At 55.3% G+C, this 19704-nt stretch carries 17 protein-coding genes and 1 riboswitch; of the genes, 9 read left to right on the top strand and 8 right to left on the bottom strand.

Translation table 11 applies throughout. The features are described from left to right. The first annotated feature begins 64 nt into the window (after nt 1-64). From tolC to ACR8BF_RS03290, 3 genes are all read left to right on the top strand, one after another. The gene (gene tolC, locus ACR8BF_RS03300) at nt 65-1531 is read left to right on the top strand and encodes an outer membrane channel protein TolC (protein WP_179898577.1); all 1467 of its coding nucleotides are present in this window, start codon (nt 65-67) and stop codon (nt 1529-1531) included. A 142-nt stretch (nt 1532-1673) separates the two neighbouring features. Then, nucleotides 1674-2345, top strand: coding sequence for a DUF1190 family protein (locus ACR8BF_RS03295; RefSeq protein ID WP_179898578.1), 672 nt, complete (start codon nt 1674-1676; stop codon nt 2343-2345). Nucleotides 2346-2352: 7 nt separating this feature from the next. Beyond that, on the top strand, nt 2353-3513 hold the full coding sequence (locus ACR8BF_RS03290) for a glutathionylspermidine synthase family protein (protein WP_179898579.1): 1161 nt from the start codon (nt 2353-2355) through the stop codon (nt 3511-3513). Nucleotides 3514-3565: 52 nt separating this feature from the next. Here ACR8BF_RS03290 and ygiD read toward each other — a convergent pair whose 3' ends face one another. Then, entirely contained in the window at nt 3566-4351 is a 786-nt protein-coding gene (ygiD, locus tag ACR8BF_RS03285) for a 4,5-DOPA dioxygenase extradiol (RefSeq protein WP_434745543.1), read from the bottom strand. 227 nt (nt 4352-4578) lie between these two features. Then, the gene (ribB, locus tag ACR8BF_RS03280) at nt 4579-5235 is read right to left on the bottom strand and encodes a 3,4-dihydroxy-2-butanone-4-phosphate synthase (RefSeq protein WP_292987872.1); all 657 of its coding nucleotides are present in this window, start codon (nt 5233-5235) and stop codon (nt 4579-4581) included. A 110-nt stretch (nt 5236-5345) separates the two neighbouring features. Beyond that, nucleotides 5346-5503, bottom strand: a riboswitch (FMN riboswitch). Between the two features lie 171 nt (nt 5504-5674). On the opposite strand from ribB, the gene ubiK reads away from it, so the two are divergent. Beyond that, on the top strand, nt 5675-6064 hold the full coding sequence (gene ubiK, locus ACR8BF_RS03275) for a ubiquinone biosynthesis accessory factor UbiK (RefSeq protein ID WP_313700088.1): 390 nt from the start codon (nt 5675-5677) through the stop codon (nt 6062-6064). A 38-nt stretch (nt 6065-6102) separates the two neighbouring features. On the opposite strand, the gene hldE is transcribed toward ubiK, so the two are convergent. From hldE to ACR8BF_RS03260, 3 genes are all read right to left on the bottom strand, one after another. Beyond that, a complete protein-coding gene (hldE, locus tag ACR8BF_RS03270; protein ID WP_179898583.1) occupies nt 6103-7527 on the bottom strand; it encodes a bifunctional D-glycero-beta-D-manno-heptose-7-phosphate kinase/D-glycero-beta-D-manno-heptose 1-phosphate adenylyltransferase HldE in 1425 nt (474 codons plus the stop codon). A gap of 70 nt (nt 7528-7597) precedes the next feature. Next, complete coding sequence (glnE, locus tag ACR8BF_RS03265) at nt 7598-10450, bottom strand: bifunctional [glutamate--ammonia ligase]-adenylyl-L-tyrosine phosphorylase/[glutamate--ammonia-ligase] adenylyltransferase (protein ID WP_434745542.1); 2853 nt, start codon at nt 10448-10450, stop codon at nt 7598-7600. A 33-nt stretch (nt 10451-10483) separates the two neighbouring features. Beyond that, nucleotides 10484-11794: an inorganic triphosphatase gene (locus tag ACR8BF_RS03260; RefSeq protein WP_434745541.1), complete on the bottom strand. Its 1311-nt coding sequence runs from the start codon at nt 11792-11794 to the stop codon at nt 10484-10486. 272 nt (nt 11795-12066) lie between these two features. On the opposite strand from ACR8BF_RS03260, the gene ACR8BF_RS03255 reads away from it, so the two are divergent. Together ACR8BF_RS03255 and ACR8BF_RS03250 are read left to right on the top strand one after the other, a co-directional pair. Further along, entirely contained in the window at nt 12067-12687 is a 621-nt protein-coding gene (locus ACR8BF_RS03255; RefSeq protein ID WP_292987880.1) for a TIGR04211 family SH3 domain-containing protein, read from the top strand. A 158-nt stretch (nt 12688-12845) separates the two neighbouring features. Beyond that, nucleotides 12846-14078, top strand: coding sequence for a multifunctional CCA addition/repair protein (locus ACR8BF_RS03250; protein WP_292987882.1), 1233 nt, complete (start codon nt 12846-12848; stop codon nt 14076-14078). 15 nt (nt 14079-14093) lie between these two features. On the opposite strand, the gene bacA is transcribed toward ACR8BF_RS03250, so the two are convergent. Further along, complete coding sequence (gene bacA, locus ACR8BF_RS03245) at nt 14094-14912, bottom strand: undecaprenyl-diphosphate phosphatase (RefSeq protein WP_179898588.1); 819 nt, start codon at nt 14910-14912, stop codon at nt 14094-14096. Nucleotides 14913-15104: 192 nt separating this feature from the next. After that, the gene (folB, locus tag ACR8BF_RS03240; RefSeq protein ID WP_314985511.1) at nt 15105-15464 is read right to left on the bottom strand and encodes a bifunctional dihydroneopterin aldolase/7,8-dihydroneopterin epimerase; all 360 of its coding nucleotides are present in this window, start codon (nt 15462-15464) and stop codon (nt 15105-15107) included. A gap of 108 nt (nt 15465-15572) precedes the next feature. Here folB and plsY point away from each other — a divergent pair, with 108 nt between their 5' ends. Continuing rightward, nucleotides 15573-16178: a glycerol-3-phosphate 1-O-acyltransferase PlsY gene (gene plsY / locus ACR8BF_RS03235; protein ID WP_179898590.1), complete on the top strand. Its 606-nt coding sequence runs from the start codon at nt 15573-15575 to the stop codon at nt 16176-16178. Nucleotides 16179-16207: 29 nt separating this feature from the next. Here plsY and tsaD read toward each other — a convergent pair whose 3' ends face one another. Next, the gene (tsaD, locus tag ACR8BF_RS03230) at nt 16208-17221 is read right to left on the bottom strand and encodes a tRNA (adenosine(37)-N6)-threonylcarbamoyltransferase complex transferase subunit TsaD (RefSeq protein WP_179898591.1); all 1014 of its coding nucleotides are present in this window, start codon (nt 17219-17221) and stop codon (nt 16208-16210) included. Between the two features lie 277 nt (nt 17222-17498). On the opposite strand from tsaD, the gene rpsU reads away from it, so the two are divergent. Further along, on the top strand, nt 17499-17714 hold the full coding sequence (gene rpsU / locus ACR8BF_RS03225) for a 30S ribosomal protein S21 (protein WP_001144069.1): 216 nt from the start codon (nt 17499-17501) through the stop codon (nt 17712-17714). Nucleotides 17715-17832: 118 nt separating this feature from the next. Then, a complete protein-coding gene (gene dnaG, locus ACR8BF_RS03220; protein ID WP_179898592.1) occupies nt 17833-19578 on the top strand; it encodes a DNA primase in 1746 nt (581 codons plus the stop codon). The last annotated feature ends 126 nt before the right edge of the window (nt 19579-19704 follow it).

Genomic DNA, 19704 nt, shown 5'->3' with positions numbered 1-19704 from the left:
GATAATTTTTTGGCTTACCCGGCAGCGCACCCCACTGCAATTTGCTGCAACAAAAGGAATGCAAATGAAAAAACTGCTCCCATTTTTTATTGGGCTGAGCCTGGGCGGTTTCAGCTTCGCCAGCCAGGCCGAAGACCTGCTTCAGGTTTACCAACAAGCACGTCTGAGCAACCCGGATCTGCGCAGCGCCGCTGCCGATCGCGATTCTGCTTTTGAGAAAATTAATGAAGCGCGTAGCCCATTATTACCCCAGCTCGGTCTGGGTGCAGACTATACCTACACCAACGGCTATCGTGACAGCAGCGGTCTCCATTCCAACACGACCAGCGGCTCGCTGCAATTAACCCAGACTATTTTCGACATGTCGAAATGGCGCGCGCTGACCCTTCAGGAAAAAGCCGCCGGTATCCAGGATGTGACCTATCAGGTAGCGCAGCAGGATTTGATTCTGAACACCGCGACCGCCTACTTCAACGTGCTGAAAGCGATTGATACGCTTTCTTACACCGAAGCGCAGAAACAGTCGATCTACCGCGAACTGGACCAGACGACTCAGCGCTTTAACGTAGGCCTGGTTGCCATTACTGACGTTCAGAACGCCCGGGCGCAATATGACAGCGTGCTGGCTAACGAAGTGACCGCGCGTAACAATCTTGATAACAATGTTGAAACGCTGCGTCAGATCACTGGCATGGACTACATGTCGCTGGCTTCACTGAGCATCGATCGTTTCAGAACTGATAAGCCTGACGCGGTGAGCGCCCTGCTCAAGCAGGCGGAAGCCCGTAACCTGTCACTGCTCTCTGCGCGTCTGAACCAGGATTTAGCCCGCGAGCAGATCCGCTCCGCTGAAACTGGTCATATGCCGACGCTGGGTCTGACTGCCTCGACCGGCCTGTCAAACAGCAAATATGGCGGCAGCCGTGCGAACCAGAGCCAGGGTTCTACTGACTCCATTACCGGTTCTAACCAGGTTGGCCTCAGCTTCTCACTGCCACTCTATAGCGGCGGCAGCGTCACCTCTCAGGTGAAACAGGCGCAGTATAGCTTCGTCAGCGCCAGTGAATCGCTGGAAAGCGCACACCGCTCTGCAGTTCAGACGGTACGCTCATCGTTTAACAACGTGAATGCGTCTATCAGCAGTATCAACGCCTACAAACAGGCTGTGGTCTCTGCGCAAAGTTCTCTGGACGCGTCAGAAGCGGGCTATCAGGTCGGTACGCGTACCATCGTCGATGTGCTGGATGCGACGACCGTGCTCTACAATGCTAAGCAGCAACTCTCTGATGCGCGCTACAGTTACCTGATTAATCAGCTGAATATCAGCTATGCGCTGGGTACGCTCAATGAGCAGAGCCTGCAGAAACTGAACAGCCAGCTGGGTAAAGAGATCCCGACTTCACCGGAAACGGTGGCACCAGAAAACGCACAGCAGACTGCGCGTGTGGATAGCGGCCCGGCGGCAACCGGCTCTTCTGAGGCAGCGCGTCCTGCAGCTCGCCACAGCAGTGCTAATCCTTTCGGTAATTAATCAGCGGACGGGCTGCTTTGCGGCCCGTCTCTCTGTTGAACGTATAACTAAGTAAAGATCCCTGTTGTATCAGGCCTCCAGCTTCAATTTTACCCCCCCATCCCCTATTCTATGCGCTACCTTTGGGCACAGGATAATCATAATGAAACGCACAAAATCTATTCGCTATGCCGCTTTTCGCAAGAGCTGGCAGGCACGCCATTTAACGCCCGTTGCTATCGCCGTATCGGCAGTATTTATGCTGGCTGGCTGCGAGCAGAACGATGAAACTGTTTCGATGTACCAGAACGCGGATGACTGTTCGAAAGCCAATCCGGGTCAGAGTGCACAATGTACTACCGCATTCAATGACGCCAAAAAAGAGGCAGAGCGCACCGCGCCAAAATATGCCACCCGTGAAGATTGTGTTGCTGAATTTGGCGAAAACCAGTGTCAGCAGACACCGGCTCAGGCGGGCGTGGGCAACACCAATGCCGAATCGCAGCAGAGTGGCGGCAGCTTCTGGATGCCACTGATGGCCGGTTATATGATGGGCCGCATGATGGGCGGTGGTTCAGGCTTTGCGCAGCAACCGCTATTCTCACCGAAAAACGCCCGCAGCCCGGCCAACGGCCAGTTTGTTGATGCATCCGGCCGTAACTATGGTGCTGCCACCTCCGGCAAAACCATGACCGTGCCTAAAACGGCGATGGCACCAAAACCAGCGACCACCTCAACCATTACCCGTGGTGGCTTTGGTGAAACCGTCGCGAAACAGAACAGCATGCAGCGTAGCAGCGCCAGCGGCACATCCAGCCGCTCAATGGGAGGCTAACGCCCCAATGGAACGCATTGCCATTTCAGAACGCCCAGGCTGGCGCGAAAAAGCCACCGAGTTCGGTTTTCGTTTTCACACCATGCATGGGGAACCCTACTGGTGTGAAGATGCTTATTACCAGTTCACGCTGGCGCAAATCGAGCATCTGGAAGATGTGACCGCAGAGTTGCATCAGATGTGCCTGCAGGTGGTGGAAAAAGTGGTTAACAGCGAAGCGCTGCTGACTAAATTCCGTATTCCTAAACACACCTGGGATTTCGTGCGCGATTCATGGCATCAGCGTCAGCCGTCGCTTTACTCACGTCTCGATCTCGCCTGGGATGGCAAAGGCGATGTGAAGCTGCTGGAGAACAATGCCGATACGCCGACCTCGCTGTATGAAGCAGCGTTTTTCCAGTGGCTGTGGCTGGAAGATCAGCTCAACGCTGGTCAACTCCCTGCTGGCAGCGATCAGTTTAATAGCCTGCAGGAAAAGCTGATTGAACGCTTTGCCGCGCTACATCAACAGCATGGCTTTAACTGGCTGCACTTTGCCTGCTGCCGTGACACCGACGAAGATCGTGGCACCGTACAATATCTTCAGGATTGCGCCACCGAAGCGGGTCTTCCGAGTGAATTCCTTTATATGGATGAGATTGGTCTGGGCGAAAAAGGGGAATTTACCGACGCTCAGGATCAGGTGATTAGCAACCTGTTCAAGCTCTATCCATGGGAGTTTATGCTACGTGAGATGTTCTCTACCAAACTGGGTGATGCTGGCGTACGCTGGCTTGAACCGGCATGGAAAAGCATTATCTCCAATAAAGCCTTGCTGCCACTGCTGTGGGAAATGTTCCCGAATCACCCTAACCTGCTGCCTGCCTGGTTCGCCGAAGATGACGTTCCGCATCTGGACAAATATGTGGTGAAGCCGCTGTTTTCACGTGAAGGAGCCAACATCCGGATCGTAGAAAATGGTCAGGAGATTGCCCGTGTTGATGGGCCGTACGGTGAAGAGGGAATGATCGTCCAGCAGTTCCATCCGCTGCCTAAATTTGGCGACAGCTATACGCTGATCGGCAGCTGGCTGATTGACGATCAACCCGCCGGCATTGGCCTGCGTGAAGATCGCGATTTGATCACTCAGGATCTCTCCCGTTTTTATCCGCACGCTTTTATCGGCTAATGCATCGTGAGAATACAGGCCAGCTTCTGGCCTGTATTCTCTCAGCCTCGCTCTAACCAACCTGTACCGACAACATGCTGATGGCACCCATCTCCATGCCGTCAATCGGAATACTGATTGCCTCGTCTGGCTGACGTGCGCCAAGCACATAGAGCAGCGGCAGATAGTGTTCAGGTGTCGGGTTAGAGAGCGCTGCACCTGGATGGTCCATAAAGTTAACCAGAGGATGAGAAGCGGCATCGCTCTGCACCGCCAGGTTATCGCGGACGAACTGTTCAAAACTGCTGGCCCAGGGATAAACATCGCTGTTGCCATCCCAGCGTACTTTACGCAGGTTATGGACCACGTTGCCGCTGGCGACAATCATCACACCCTGATCGCGCAGCGCAGCCAGTTTCTGGCCCATCTCAAAGTGCCATTCCGCAGGTTTGGTGCCATCAATACTTAGCTGCACTACCGGAATATCGGCATCCGGATACATCTTAATCAGGACGCCCCAGGAACCATGATCCAGTCCCCAATCATAATCCAGCCTGACTTCGACGGGTGCTAACTGCTCCACAAGCTGCTGCGCCAGTTCCGGCGATCCCGGAGCCGGATAGCGCGTATCAAACAGCGCCTGCGGAAAGCCGCCAAAATCATGAATGGTTTTTGGTTCTGCCATTGCTGTTACGGCGGTGCCACGCGTATACCAGTGCGCCGAAACCGCAATAATTGCGCGTGGACGTGGCAGAGTGTCGCCCGCGTGACGCCACGCAGCGGTATAGCGGTTCTCTTCAAGGGCATTCATCGGGCTGCCATGACCTAAAAACAGCGCTGGCATTCGTAACTGGCTCATTCGTGATCCCCGGGATCGATTATTTGATAGCCACTACGATACGCGTATTCGCCGCTTTATCACGCTGATAAGCGTGATGGAGATCATCAGAAAATTTGAATGAAATTTAACGTGGCAGATTTAATGGGTGTTCAGGGATGAGTGGAAGCCAGAGTTCAGGTTGTGCCATTACGGTGCGGGGCGAAGAAAAACAGGCCCTGAAAAGAGCCTGTTTATCATCTGACAAATTAGCTGGCGTGGCGCGTCTCGTGCGCGCGACGCCAGGCAATCAAATCTTCAATGGTCACTACCGGCATGTTGTGCTGACGAGCGAAGGTAATCGCTTCTGGCGCATGGGCCATAGTGCCGTCGTCATTGGTCAGTTCGCACAGGACACCGGCAGGCTTAAAACCAGCCAGTGTCACTAAATCGATGGTCGCTTCAGTATGTCCGCCACGTGTTAACACGCCGCCTTCGCTGGCACGCAACGGAAAAACATGGCCAGGGCGATGCAGGTCGGCAGGTTTAGCATTGTCGGCAATGGCAGTACGGATAGTGGTGATACGGTCCTGCGCGGAAACGCCCGTGGTGACGCCTTCTGCGGCCTCAATAGTCACGGTAAAGCCGGTACCAAAGGAGCTGGTGTTGTTTTCCACCATCATGGGCAGGTCGAGCTGCTGGCGACGCGCTTCGGTCAGGCAGAGGCAGACAATGCCGCTGCCGTGACGAATAGTCAGCGCCATCTGTTCAACGGTCATGGTTTCTGCGGCGAAGATCATATCGCCTTCGTTTTCGCGATTTTCATCGTCGAGTACCATCACACCGCGTCCCTCACGCAGGGCGGCGATAGCACGTTCTACACGCTGTTCAGGCGTGCCAAATTCAGAAAGTAGCGTCTGATTCATGGTAATAAAAACCTTAAAATGTATGGGTTACCAGAATCAGGGCGTGCTTAGGAGTGACGTCAAAAAGACGTGGCAATAACGTGAAGCAGACACAATTGTCCGACAGATGTCGTTACCCTCTCCCATCCGGACTGTAACCGTCGGCCCCGGAATTACACCGGATCTGCTGACCTTTACCTCTCTTTTCATCAAGATAAAGCGCTCGCGGGCTTTCAGCCGAGGCTGATTTACCGCCGGTGGGGAATTGCGCCCCGCCCTGAGAATAAGCCTTTCAACTATAACGCTGATCGTTTGAGGCGGCAATCATCAATAGCGCAATTGCTTTTGCATTTCCTGCGTTACCGATTTGAGGTTTATCCTTTTCATTTCTGGCATTACACTTAACACTTATTACGTTGGTAAACACGCTGACACAGCTCCCCGTAACCAGGAAATCATCATGATCGACACGAAAAAAATTGAACAACTTGCCCGTCAGGTTCACGAAGCGATGCCTAAAGGTGTTCGTGAGTTTGGTGATGATGTCGAAAAGAAAATTCGTCAGGTTCTTCAGGCGCAGCTGACCCGTATGGATCTGGTCAACCGTGAAGAGTTTGATGTGCAGACGCAGGTACTACTGCGTACGCGGGAGAAACTGGCGGCGCTGGAGCAACGTCTGGCCCAGCTGGAAAGCCAGGGTTCATCAACCGGTACGCCACCGACTGCCACTGCACCAGCCACTCCTGTTGCAGCAGCTACACCCTCTTCTGCAGTCGCGAGTTCACCAGCGGCTTCACCGGCATCGGTTGCGGACGTGGTGAAACCTGTTGTAGACAACAAGCCAGAATAAGCGCTTAAGCGGGAGCGCGGCTCCCGCTTACCTCAGCTTCAGCTACCGCGAATGGTTTTGATAATGTTGGTGGTAGAGATACCATCTTCGAAGTTCAGCACCTGCACGTCACCGCCATTTGCCCAGACTTCTTTACTGCCCGCGATATCTTCCGGCTTATAATCGCCACCTTTGACCAGCAGGTCAGGCAGAATGCCCGCAATCAGCCGCTGCGGCGTATCCTCTTCAAATACCACCACCCAGTCGACCGCTTCCAGCGCGCCCAGCACGATCATCCGGTTTTCCTGCGGATTCACCGGACGACTTTCACCTTTCAGACGTTTAGTCGACGCATCGCTGTTTACCGCGACAATCAGTCGATCGCCGAGCTTGCGGGCGTTTGCCAGGTAAGAGACATGACCCGCATGCAGGATGTCGAAGACGCCGTTGGTCATCACCACTTTTTCGCCACGACGGCGGGCCATCTCAACGGCGGCTTTTAACTGCGCTTCCGTCATGATGCCAAAACCCTGTTCCGGGCGGGCATGAATCGCATTTTCCAGCTCAACGGTGCTGACGGTCGAGGTACCCAGTTTACCCACCACGACACCCGCCGCCGCATTAGCCAGGAAACAGGCTTCTTCCAGCGAGTCGCCAGCAGCCAGAGCGGCAGCCAGCACGCCGATCACCGTATCGCCTGCACCGGTCACGTCATAGACTTCCTGCGCCTGAGTCGGCAGATGCAGAGGCGCTTTGCCCGGCTGAAGCAGCGTCATGCCATTTTCTGAACGGGTCACCAGCAATGCAGAGAGATCAAAATCAGCGATCAGCTGCGTGCCGCGCGCCACGATCTCGTCTTCGTTTTTGCATTTGCCGACTACGGCTTCAAACTCTGAGAGATTCGGCGTCAGCAGCGTCGCGCCCCGGTAGCGCGTAAAATCGGTGCCCTTCGGATCGATTAATACCGGCACACCTGCTTCGCGCGCCAGAGTAATCATGGTCTGGACGCTGGAGAGCGCGCCTTTGGCATAGTCGGACAGCACCAGCGCACCCGCTGCGGCCAGCGAATCACGCATTTTCTGGTGAATCGGCTCCGGATCAACCTGATCAAAGCCCTCTTCAAAATCGAGACGGATCAGTTGCTGATTGCGTGAAAGCACGCGCAGTTTGGTAATGGTTGGATGGCTTTTGACTGCCACAAAATCACAATGAACGTTGACGTCTTTCAGCGTGTTACTCAACACGCGCGCCGCATCATCTTCACCGGTCAGACCGATCAGGCGGGACGCGGCACCGAGTGCTGCAATGTTCATCGCCACGTTTGCTGCGCCGCCAGGGCGCTCTTCAACCGTGTCCACTTTCACCACCGGAACCGGGGCTTCAGGGGAGATACGGCTGGTTGGGCCATACCAGTAACGATCCAACATTACATCGCCAACAACCAGCACTGAGGCTTGGCCGAACGCGGGCAGAGTCACTTTCATTCCAGACACTCCAGACTGCATTAAAAATAGTGCGCGGATGATAGCACAGTTGCGATTTGTGCTATCAGCATCACGCCAGGATAGACGCAGGCGTTATCAGCCAGCGCTGCCAGCTGTTCAGAACCGTCTGCCGCTCCGTTGCGTAAGCCTCGGGTTCAACGTGACCAGGCAGCTCCTGCAAGGCGCGATGGTGCAATGCGTCGCGCAGCGTCACATATGCCTGCGTCAGTGCCTGCGCTTCATCAGCAGGCATTTTATGGTACTTCGCCATCAGCTCAAAAATACGCACATTGTCAGACCAGCGCGTCAGTTCGGGCTGTTCAGCGGCGTAGCGTAAGACAAGATATTGTGCGATGAATTCAATATCGGTGATGCCGCCCGCATCGGCTTTGATATCCCAGCGCCCTTTATGTTTGTTGCTGAGGTGAGCACGCATCTTTTCACGCATCTCACGCACTTCAGTTTGCAGCGCGTCTGCGGCACGTGACAGCGACAGAATGGCCTGACGGATCACGTTGAAACGCTCGCCAAGCGCCGCCTCGCCAAACACCACCCGCGCCCGGACCAGCGCCTGATGCTCCCAGGTCCAGGCCTCACTGCGCTGATACTCTTCAAAGGCCTCAAACGTACTGACCAGCATGCCCGCCGCACCCGAAGGACGCAGCCGCGCGTCGACTTCATAAAGAATGCCGGAAGAGGTACGGGTACTGAAGAGATGCATGATCCGCTGGGCCAGGCGCAGATAGAACTGACGGCCATCAATGCTGCGCTCCCCTTCTGTCACCGCGTCAGCCGGACAGTCATGCAGGAAGACTAAATCGAGGTCGGAACTGTAACCCAGCTCCCAGCCCCCCAGCTTGCCGTAGCCCAGCACCGCAAAGCCACGCTCATGTTCATTACTCAGGTGAGAAGGACGACCATAACGTTGCACCATCATATTCCACGCCTGACGGACCACTGATTCGATAATCGCTTCCGCCAGCCAGGTGAGATGGTCGCTGACTTTCATCACAGGCAGCGTGCCAGCGATATCAGCAGCAGCAATGCGCAGATGCTGGGCCTGCTTAAACTGCCGTACCGCTTCCAGCTGCTGCTCTTCATCTTCAGTGGGGATGCGCAGCAGATACTGTCGCAGCTCATCACGATAGGCGTCAGTGGCAGTCGGCTGATAGAGCGTGGCGGGGTCGAGTAGTTCATCAAGCAATAAGGGGTGACGCGCCAGCTGGCTGGCCACCATCGGTGAGGCCGCACACAGACGAATCAGATGACGCAGGGCACCGTGATACTCGGTCAGCAACTCAAGATAGGTACTGCGTGTCAGCACGCCGATCAGCAGCGGTGTCAGGCGACTAAGCGTCACGGCCGCATCTTCACGCGGGCAGACTTCACTCAGCAGACGCGGCATCAGCTGATCCAGTGCCTGACGGCCACGTGGACCGATAGTGCGTCGGTTAATATCCTGACGAAACGCTTCCAGTGACTGATGCAATGTCAGTCGCTGATCGTCACTGAGCTGCGGTACCAGCGGCGCCAGTTCGCTATCTTCCAGCCGGTCCTGCCACAGCACCTGAAAATCTGCCAGCTCACGCTGATCGCCAATTTCAGGGGTATCTTCGCCAATCAGCTCGTCAAAAATGGCCCGCACCGCCGCCATCTGGCTGTCGAGCCAGGTCATCAGTTCAGCCCAGTCATAACAGTCCATTGCCCACGCAAGCCGGGCACGATGAAGTTCATCCTCTGGCAGCGTCTGAGTTTGCTCGTCACCCAGGCTTTGCAGCAGATTTTCCAGCCGCCGCAGGAACAGGTAGGCATCTCGCAGTGCATCGACCTGATCGGCTGGTAACAGGGCCAGCGTTTTGATCGCCTCCAGCGTCGGCAGCAGCGATCGCAACTGCAGCGAGCGCTCACGCCCGCCGCGGATCAGCTGAAACACCTGCACGATAAACTCGGTTTCACGAATGCCGCCCGCGCCGAGTTTAATATTGTTCTTCAGCCCGCGCCGCCGCACTTCGCGGCTGATCATCCCTTTCATGTTACGCAGCGACTGAATCACGCTGAAGTCGATGTAGCGACGGTAGACGAATGGCCGCAGCATCTGTTGCAGCTCCAGGCTCCAGCGATCGTGGTCATCGCCCATGAGTCGCGCCTTGACCATGGCGTAACGCTCCCAGTCGCGTCCCTGCTCCTGGTAGTAATCTTCCAGCGCGGCAAAGCTCATCACCAGCGGGCCACTGTCGCCAAACGGACGCAGTCGCATATCCACCCGATAGACAAAGCCATCCATGGTGGGTTGATCAAGCACTTTGATCAGCCGCTGCCCCATACGGGTAAAGAACTGGGCGTTGTCGAGCTCACGCCGTCCGCCGCGCGTGGTGCCGTTTTCCGGCCAGGCAAAAATCAGGTCTATATCAGAGGAGAAATTAAGTTCGCCGCCACCCAGCTTACCCATCCCCAGAATCAGTAGCGGCTGCGCGTCGCCGTCCGCATTACAGGGCGTACCAAAATCGCGACAGCAATCCTGATAAACCCAGTCACGTGCCCGGCTGATCAGCACTTCAGCTAATACGCTGAGCTGCTGCAGGCTTTCTTCGGTCGTCGCGTGTTGCAGAGCCTGCATCCAGGCGACACGCACCAGCATACGGCGTCGAAACAGCCGCAGTTCGCGCATCAGGCTCGCTTCACTGTCGACTGTGTCCAGCGCCTGATTCAGCCATGCAGCGTAGTGTTGCCACTCATCAGGCTGCGGCGGCTGGTCGAGCATCGACTGCCACCAGTCGGGATGTTGTTGCAGGTTTTCCAGCACAAAATCGCTGAAAGCCAGCCCGGCTACCTGCTCCGGACTGAGCGAAGCCAGCGGAACCCCAAGCTGTCGGGCGGCCGCTTCGGCCTGGTCGCGTAGCAACGCGGGAAGTGCTGACAACATAACTCCCTCCTTGATGGCGTGACGGAATATCCGTTAGCGGGCAGCGCCGCTGGTGAGCCAGAACGGCTGTTGTTTCAGCGCCTGCATCGCCAGCCAGGCTAATCCGGATGTCTGCTTTTCATGGATTGCCGACAGCAGTTGCTGCCAGGGGTCGAGCCAGGCCATCACCGTTTCGACGGGATAGGAACCCGCCAGCAAGTGAACGGTCAGAAGCTGACGCGCCAGGCGGGTGGCTTTATCCTGATACTCATTGGGCTGTTTTACCGTGATAAAAGTTTCTCTCAGATCGGCATTCACGCGGCTCAGCATGATATCGCTGAAGCGCTTAAACGAACCCTGCAGCTTGGTTTCGCCTTTGGCATCGATCCACTGACGCCACTGAGATTCGGCCAGCCAGTGGGTCAGCGCCAGTTGCGTTTCAACAGAGAGGGAAGAGAGGCAGAAATCAGCTGCTTGCTGCTCCTCATTCACCAGCGTTTCTTCCAGTGTGGTCAACTGCTGACGCAGGACACTGCTGGCTTTGCGTGGCACCAGCGCACCAAACAGGCTGAAGGCCTGACGCAGCAGATCCAGCGCTTCGCGCACCGCATCCTGCCCCGCCGCGTTACCGCGCAGCCAGACTTCTTCATGATATTGCCAGTGACGCAGGCCAGCCGACATTGCAGCAACCATGCCCTGCTCTACGGTCGCTTTAGTGCCGGCTTTCAGCAACGGGAAGGCCTCAATCTGGCGCGGCGGATTCCCCTGCGCCAGCTGATAGCCGCGAGCCGCTTTGCTCAGGCTGCCCATACGCAGACCGCCCATCGCCACCAGCTGCTGTGCAAAGGCCAGCAGATCCTGACGTTCGCCACGTTTCAGTTCCAGTTCGATCTCGCAAAGCGGTTCGCTGAGCTCACCCGCCGTGACCGCGCCCTGATCAAATGCCACTTCTATTTCACTGTTGCCGATGGTGATCAGCCAGACTTCGCGCTGGAAATGCGTGGTGAACAGCGGCTGTAAGCGCGACTGCAGCGCCGGGATATCGGTGCCCTGCGGCCAGATCTCTGCGGGGAGACGAGCAATGTCCAGCACCGGCTCGCTGAGCTCAACGTTATATTCCGGACGCTGATGCAGGCCGCCTATCGTCTTCCCCGCCGCTTTGAGCGTCATTTCATAACGCCTGTCAACGCCCCGGATACGCAATCCCATGTCCCAGCGTCGCAGCTGGTTATCGTCGGTTTCGAAGTAGATGTTGGTCAGCTCGCGTGCAGCCTGATGCTGATGCGGCAGAGTGGAAAACAGTTCAGCCAGTTTCCCGGCTGCCTGTGGAGTTGCAATGAACTTTAGTTCGATTTCGATGGTCATAATTTTTTATTCACTACGCCGCTGGCACTTAAGAGGGTTTTTCCTGCATATTTCAGGCGATTATCAGCAGGTTACTCACGCTGTCGCCTGGAGGGCAAGGGGTTATCAGGCGAAGATTAATGCACAGAAGCCGCGCTGTCTCTGCTTTCTTTACTCTTTCGCAGACCTTTTCGCACTCTCATGAGACCAGGATAGTTCTCATTCAGATTTATGCGAGGCCTCTCCAGACTGTGCCGGTAAATTTTAAGTCAGACTAAGCCAAACGAAATCGAATGAAAAAAATCACACTCGCTGGACTCACTTTGCTGACCCTTAGCACCCTTGCACCTGCCCATGCCGACGAAAAACGCTATGTTTCTGATGAGCTTTCGACCTGGGTACGCAGCGGGCCAGGCGATCAGTTCCGCCTGCTCGGCAAACTGAATGCCGGGGAAGAGGTGCAGCTATTACAGACTAACAATGATACCCATTATGGCCAGATCCGTGATTCGGAAGGCCGCACCACCTGGATCCCCCTGTCGCAGCTCAGCGCGAATCCGAGCCTGCGTACACGAGTTCCGCAGCTTGAGCAGCAGGTGAAAGATCTGACGGCCAAACTGGATAACATCGACAACAGCTGGAATCAGCGTACGGCGGAGATGCAGAACAAAGTCGCCAGCAGCGACGGCGTAATCAACGGGCTGAAAGGCGAGAATCAGAAGCTGAAAAATGAGCTGATCGTCGCGCAGAAGAAAGTCAGCGCCGCCAACGTTCAGCTGGATGATAAACAGCGCACCATCATCATGCAGTGGTTTATGTATGGCGGCGGCGTGCTGGGTGTCGGCCTGCTGCTGGGTCTGTTACTGCCTCACATGCTGCCGCGTCGTAAGAAAAGCGATCGCTGGATGAACTGACACTATTCTGTCGAATTTAAGCAGGGGATTGCAGGATCCCCTTTTTGGCATGTCTGCAATCCGGGGAATTTGTGCAACAATAAAATGAGATGCACGGCTGATTTCAGGCGCGGGATGTGCCCGGCGTGCAGGTCATTTCTTTTTCTCTGGAGTTTTGCGTGAAGACGTTTCTTGTTGGCGGTGCGGTGCGTGATGCGCTGCTGAATCTGCCGGTTACAGACAAAGATTGGGTAGTAACAGGTTCTACACCCAAAGCCATGCTTGAGCAGGGCTATCAACAGGTCGGTCGCGATTTTCCCGTTTTCCTGCATCCCGTCAGTCGTGAAGAGTATGCGCTGGCACGGACCGAGCGGAAAAACGGGAAAGGCTACACCGGATTTGTCACCTGGTCTGCGCCCGACGTGACGCTGGAGCAGGACTTACAGCGCCGCGATCTGACCATCAATGCTATCGCACAGGATGAGAACGGCGCGCTGGTTGATCCATATAACGGTCAGCGTGATATCGCCCAGCGCCTGCTGCGTCACGTCTCTGAAGCCTTCAGTGAAGATCCGTTGCGGGTATTGCGCGTCGCACGCTTTGCTGCGCGTTTTGCCCATCTCAATTTCCGTATTGCTCCCGAGACGCAGCAGTTGATGCAGCAGATGGCCGAAAGCGGTGAGCTGTCAAATCTCACCGCTGAGCGGGTGTGGAAAGAGACCGAAAAGGCGCTGAGCTCCCGTAATCCGCAGGTCTATTTCCAGGTTCTGCGCGACTGTGGCGCATTGCAGGTGCTGTTTCCTGAGCTGGATAATCTTTTTGGTATTCCTGCGCCGATTAAGTGGCACCCGGAGATCGACACCGGCGTCCATACGCTGATGACACTGGCGATGGCCGCTGCCCTTTCCAGCGAGATCGATGTGCGCTTTGCCACGCTCTTTCATGACGTCGGCAAGGCGCTGACGCCGCCTGAGCTGTGGCCGAGCCATCACGGTCATGGACTGGCGGGCGTTCCGCTGGTCGAGGCCCTGTGTCAGCGGCTGCGCGTGCCCAATGCGACTCGCGATCTGGCACTGATCGTGACTGAATTTCACGACATTGTGCACACCATTGAACGGCAATCTGCAGCATCACTGGTGGCGCTGTTTGACCGGATCGATGCGTGGCGTAAGCCGCAGCGCGTTGAGCAGATGGCGCTGACCAGCGAAGCGGATGCCCGCGGACGTGCCGGACTGGAGAGCAGGCCTTATCCGCAGGGCGACTATCTGCGTCGAGCTTTTGCGCTGGCGCAGGCGGTGCCGACGAAAGCGGTGGTCGAAGCGGGATTCAAAGGAGCGGAAGTGCGGGAAGAGATGACGCGACGACGCATTGACGCCGTCGCGCAGGGGTTGGCGATCAGGCAGCCTGACTAGCAGGCTGCCCGGGGTTTACATGAAGATCATGTAAACCGCTGCCGCCACAATAAAGCGGTAAATGGCGAACGAGACAAAAGAGATGCGCTTGATGAGCTCAAGGAAGACTTTAATCGCAATCAGCGCCACAATAAACGCCGTCACAAAGCCCACTGCGAACATCGGGAAGTCCGCCATCGTCAGGAAGCCGATGCTCTTGTACATGTCCAGTACGGTCGCACCCATCATCATTGGCACCGCCAGGATGAAGGAGAACTCCGAGGCTGCATATCGACTCACACCCATCAGCATGCCGCCTGAGATGGTTGCACCAGAACGCGAGAAGCCCGGCCACAGGGCTAAGCACTGGAAACAGCCAATCATAAATGCCTGACGATAGGTAATGTCATCGACGCCAACGGCTTTCGGCTGTTTTGGCTTGAGGTACTCAGCGACCAGCAGCAGCACACCACCCACAACCAGCGCGTACATCACGTTGATCGGATTAAACAGTGTTTTAATCTGATCGTGCAGCACCAGACCCACGACCACTGCCGGAACCATACCCAGCAGGATGTGGATCAGCGACAGACGCCCGGTGCCGACACCTTCATGCTTAACTTCGCCAAAGTGGATACCAATCAGGCCAAAAAGACGGCGCCAGAACATGACAACCACAGCCAGAATCGATCCTAACTGGATCACAACTTCAAAGGTCTCGGCTTTTTCACCCTCAAAGCCCAGCAGGTGACCCACTATAATCATGTGCCCTGTGGAAGAGACCGGTAAGAATTCGGTCAGCCCTTCCACAATGCCCAGGATTGCAGCTACCCAAAGCTGATGAATATCTGCCATCAAATGTTCCCTCTATCCGTTTTCAAAACCATTAAAAAGGCGGTAGCGCGCTGCTATCGCCTGAAATTATGCCGCTATTAGCCTGAATTAAACCTTAAGGTCTACACCGTTTCGCCTGCTGTAACGAAACGGCACACGCTATGACAGACAGTAATTTGGTTTGGTTTCATTGTGATGGCAATCACATCGTATTTATTTAGGAATAGTCCCGCGCTCAATTCGCACGCCAACCTGCGCCGCCTGGGCTACAGCGCCCGGTTTGCTTACCTTTATACGCACGCCAGGCGAATTGAAACGGTTCATCAACAGATCCGCGATTTCTTCAGCAACCCGCTCAACCAGGGCAAAACGGCCGCCGTTAAGATGCGTCAGAATCGCGGAGGAGACGTCCGCATAGCTGAGACAATCGTTCACATCGTCGCTGCTCGCCGCCTGACGGTTATCCCAGGCCATTTCGACATCGAGCACCAGCTTCTGCTGTATGCCCTGTTCCCAGTCGTAAACGCCAATGGTGGTGAACACCGTGAGTTGTTCTATAAATACGATATCCATGATGAGAGTCTCTGTTTTTGGCTAAGCCGGATACCACTTCCGGCGGATTATGCGTATTATCCACGGTTGATGAGATCAAAACGACCCTAAAGGGAACGGTACGGTGTTATGAGTGCTTTCGCGCTTGGTATGATTATTTTCGCGTATCTTTGCGGTTCGATTTCCAGTGCGATTCTGGTCTGCAAACTCGCTGGCCTGCCCGATCCCCGCACACACGGTTCAGGCAATCCAGGTGCCACTAACGTACTGCGTCTGGGCGGTAAAGCCGCAGCAGTAACCGTACTCGTGTTTGATGTGCTGAAGGGAATGGTGCCGGTCTGGCTGGCCTATCTGATGCACGTGACGCCGCTCTATCTCGGCCTGACTGCCATTGCCGCCTGTCTGGGGCATATCTACCCGGTGTTTTTCCACTTTCGGGGTGGAAAAGGTGTGGCAACGGCATTTGGCGCAATTGCGCCGATTGGCTGGGACTTAACCGGGCTGGTCACTGGCACCTGGCTGTTAACGGTTTTACTCAGCGGCTATTCATCGCTGGGTGCTATCGTCAGCGCGTTAATCGCGCCATTCTATGTCTGGTGGTTCAAACCGCAGTTCACCTTCCCGGTTTCCATGCTCTCCTGTCTCATCCTGCTGCGTCATCACGATAATATTCAGCGGCTGTGGCGGGGTCAGGAAGGCAAGATCTGGAAGCGCAAAAAGAAATCTCAGTCATAAAAAAAGCCGGCAAGCCGGCTTTTTTTACATCAGATGGCGGGCAGTTCCGCCAGCGGCCAGCGCGGTCGCACGCTGATGCTTAACTCTCCCCGTGTTCCGCCCTTTAAGCGCACCATGCCCGCATACGCGATCATCGCGCCATTATCGGTACAGAACTCCGGGCGGGCGTAGAACACGTCTCCGCCACGCTTTTGCATCATGACCGCCATTTGCTCGCGCAGTGTGCGATTGGCGCTGACGCCACCCGCAATGACCAGACGCGTAAAGCCGGTCTGATCCAGCGCACGCTTACATTTGATCGACAGCGTATCCACCACCGCATCTTCAAACGCGCGGGCGATGTCAGCACGCGTTTGCTCATCGTCAGGGTTCGCGCGAATGGTATTAGCCGCAAAGGTTTTCAGGCCGGAGAAACTGAAATCCAGCCCCGGGCGGTCGGTCATCGGACGCGGGAAGGTAAAGCGCCCCGCTGTGCCCTGCTGCGCCATCTTCGACAGCATAGGCCCGCCCGGATAATCCAGACCGAGCAGCTTGGCTGTCTTATCAAAGGCTTCGCCCGCAGCATCATCAATCGATTCACCCAGCAATTCATATTCACCAACGCCGGTGACGCTAATCAGCTGAGTATGTCCGCCCGACACCAGCAGGGCGACAAACGGAAATGCCGGTGGATTCTCTTCCAGCATCGGTGCCAGCAGATGGCCTTCCATATGATGAACCGGCACGGCAGGTACTTTCCAGGCAAACGCCAGGGCGCGGCCAATAGTCGCGCCGACCAGCAGCGCACCGACCAGTCCGGGACCGGCAGTGTAGGCCACTGCATCGATCTGCTGCGGCTCCAGACCCGCCTCTTTCAGCGCCGCCTGAATCAGCGGCACAGTTTTACGCACATGATCACGTGAGGCCAGTTCCGGGACCACACCGCCATAATCGGCGTGTAGTTTTACCTGGCTGTAGAGTTGGTTAGCCAGTAATCCAGCCTCATCATCATAGATTGCGATGCCGGTTTCATCGCACGACGTTTCAATACCGAGAATTCGCATTGCATCACCTCATTCTTGCGGCGCGCAGTTTATCACAGCAATTGGATGTGCAGCGCGGTCACCCCAGGTAAAAAGTCATTTTCTGTCGGCTAAAGAGTGCGCTATACTTCCGCCCCTGGAAAAACCGGCAGCCGCACAGGCAAACGCTCCTGTTGGTTTCAAATTATCCATGGTGCTTTACAAACCAACTTGAGTTGGAGTAGAATGCTGCACCATTTTGAATTTGCTGACGCCGCAGTCAGCAGCAAAAACCGAATTTTATCGAGGTGAGAGTTACATGCCGGTAATTAAAGTACGTGAAAACGAGCCATTTGACGTAGCACTGCGTCGCTTCAAGCGTTCATGCGAGAAAGCAGGCGTTCTGGCTGAAGTTCGTCGTCGTGAGTTCTATGAAAAACCGACTACCGAACGTAAGCGCGCTAAAGCGTCAGCAGTTAAGCGTCACGCCAAGAAACTGGCTCGCGAAAACGCACGCCGCACTCGTCTGTACTAAGTCGTTCCGGAGGTTCGCCTCCACCGCGTGATTCACGCAGACAGAGTCAAGTAAAAGGCCGTGCTTTCCGAAAGGAAGCGCGGCTTGTTGCCGTTTATGAGCTGAAAATCTGGGGCGTATGGCTGGACGAATTCCACGCGTATTTATCAACGATTTACTTGCCCGCACGGATATCGTGGATCTTATCGATGCCCGCGTTAAGCTGAAAAAGCAGGGTAAGAATTTCCATGCGTGCTGTCCTTTCCATAATGAAAAAACGCCCTCTTTCACCGTAAACGGCGAAAAACAGTTCTATCACTGTTTCGGCTGTGGTGCACACGGCAACGCTATCGACTTTTTAATGAACTTTGATCGTCTGGAGTTTGTTGAAAGTATCGAAGAGTTAGCCACTTCCCACGGTTTAGACGTGCCTTACGAAGCAGGCAGCGGGCCCAGCCAGATGGAACGCCATCAGCGCCAGAGCCTGTATCAGCTGATGGAGAACCTGAACGGTTTTTATCAGCAGGGTCTGCAGCAATCCAATGCGCAGCCAGCACGCGACTATCTTGATCGTCGTGGTCTGAGCGCCGACATCATCAATCATTTCGCTATAGGTTACGCGCCAGCCGGCTGGGACAATGTTCTCAAGCGTTTTGGCAAGCAATCGGAAGACCGCGAGTCATTGATGGAAGCGGGCATGCTGGTCAGCAATGACAAAGGCCGTACCTATGACCGGTTTCGCGACCGCGTCATGTTTCCGATCCGCGATAAGCGTGGACGCGTCATTGGTTTTGGCGGACGCGTGCTGGGCAACGATACGCCGAAGTATCTGAACTCGCCGGAAACCCCTATTTTCCATAAAGGCCGCCAGCTCTATGGCCTGTATGAAGCCGTTAAGAACCATCCTGAACCCGCCCGCCTGTTAGTGGTTGAGGGATACATGGACGTGGTTGCGCTGGCGCAGTACGGCATCGATTATGCTGTCGCGTCATTAGGCACCTCCACCACAGCTGAACACATTCAGTTGCTGTTTCGCAGCACCGACACGGTGATCTGCTGTTACGACGGCGACAGGGCGGGGCGGGAAGCGGCATGGCGTGCGCTAGAGACCGCATTGCCTTACATGAATGATGGTCGTCAGCTACGCTTTATGTTTTTACCCGATGGTGAAGACCCGGATACGCTGGTACGCAAAGAGGGTAAAGCCGCCTTCGAAGCGAGGATGGAGCAGGCGATGCCGCTCTCTTCGTTTTTATTTGATAGCCTGCTGCCGCAGGTGGATCTGAGCTCACGCGACGGAAAAGCGCGCCTGAGCACGCTGGCTTTACCATTGATTACGCAGATCCCCGGTGAGACCTTACGTATTTATATGCGTCAGGAGCTGGGAAATAAGCTGGGTATTCTTGATGACAATCAGCTTGAAAAGCTGATGCCAAAGCTGGCCGCAAGCGGAACGGCGCCGGTAGCGCCACCGCTGAAACGCACCACTATGCGCGTTCTGATTGCTTTGCTGATTCAGAACCCGCAACTGGCCACGATGGTGCCGTCGCTTGATGGGCTGTCTGAGTCAAAAATGCCGGGTTTACCGCTATTTATTGAATTAGTGGGTCGTTGTACTGAGAATCCTGGATTGACCACCGGACAGCTACTAGAGTTATATCGCGGGACAAATTTTAGTCAGACGCTTGAAACACTGGCGATCTGGAACCACATGATAGTAGATGAAGAAGCCGAAGCGGTGTTTCAGGACTCGCTGGCCAGCATTTATGATTCAGCTCTTGAAGAACGTCTGGAGTTTTTGATTGCGCGTGAGCGCACCCTGGGACTCAACACCGATGAGCGCCGTGAACTCTGGACACTCAGTCAGGCGTTTGCCAGGAAATAACCGTTATCAGCATGCTGCCCGTTCCGAACAATGAAAGGACAGCCGCACAGATTTTAAGGTTTTGGCGAGTCAGCCAGGTCCTTAGCACAGAGTTAACACAAGCGGCTTAAGTGCCGATTACTGATG

Origin of the sequence: Candidatus Pantoea rara, from assembly GCF_051136265.1 — a bacterium.
Lineage (GTDB): Bacteria > Pseudomonadota > Gammaproteobacteria > Enterobacterales > Enterobacteriaceae > Pantoea > Pantoea rara.
The sequence above is the reverse complement of the archived record's forward strand: the minus strand, read 5'-3'. Positions and strand labels throughout refer to the sequence as shown.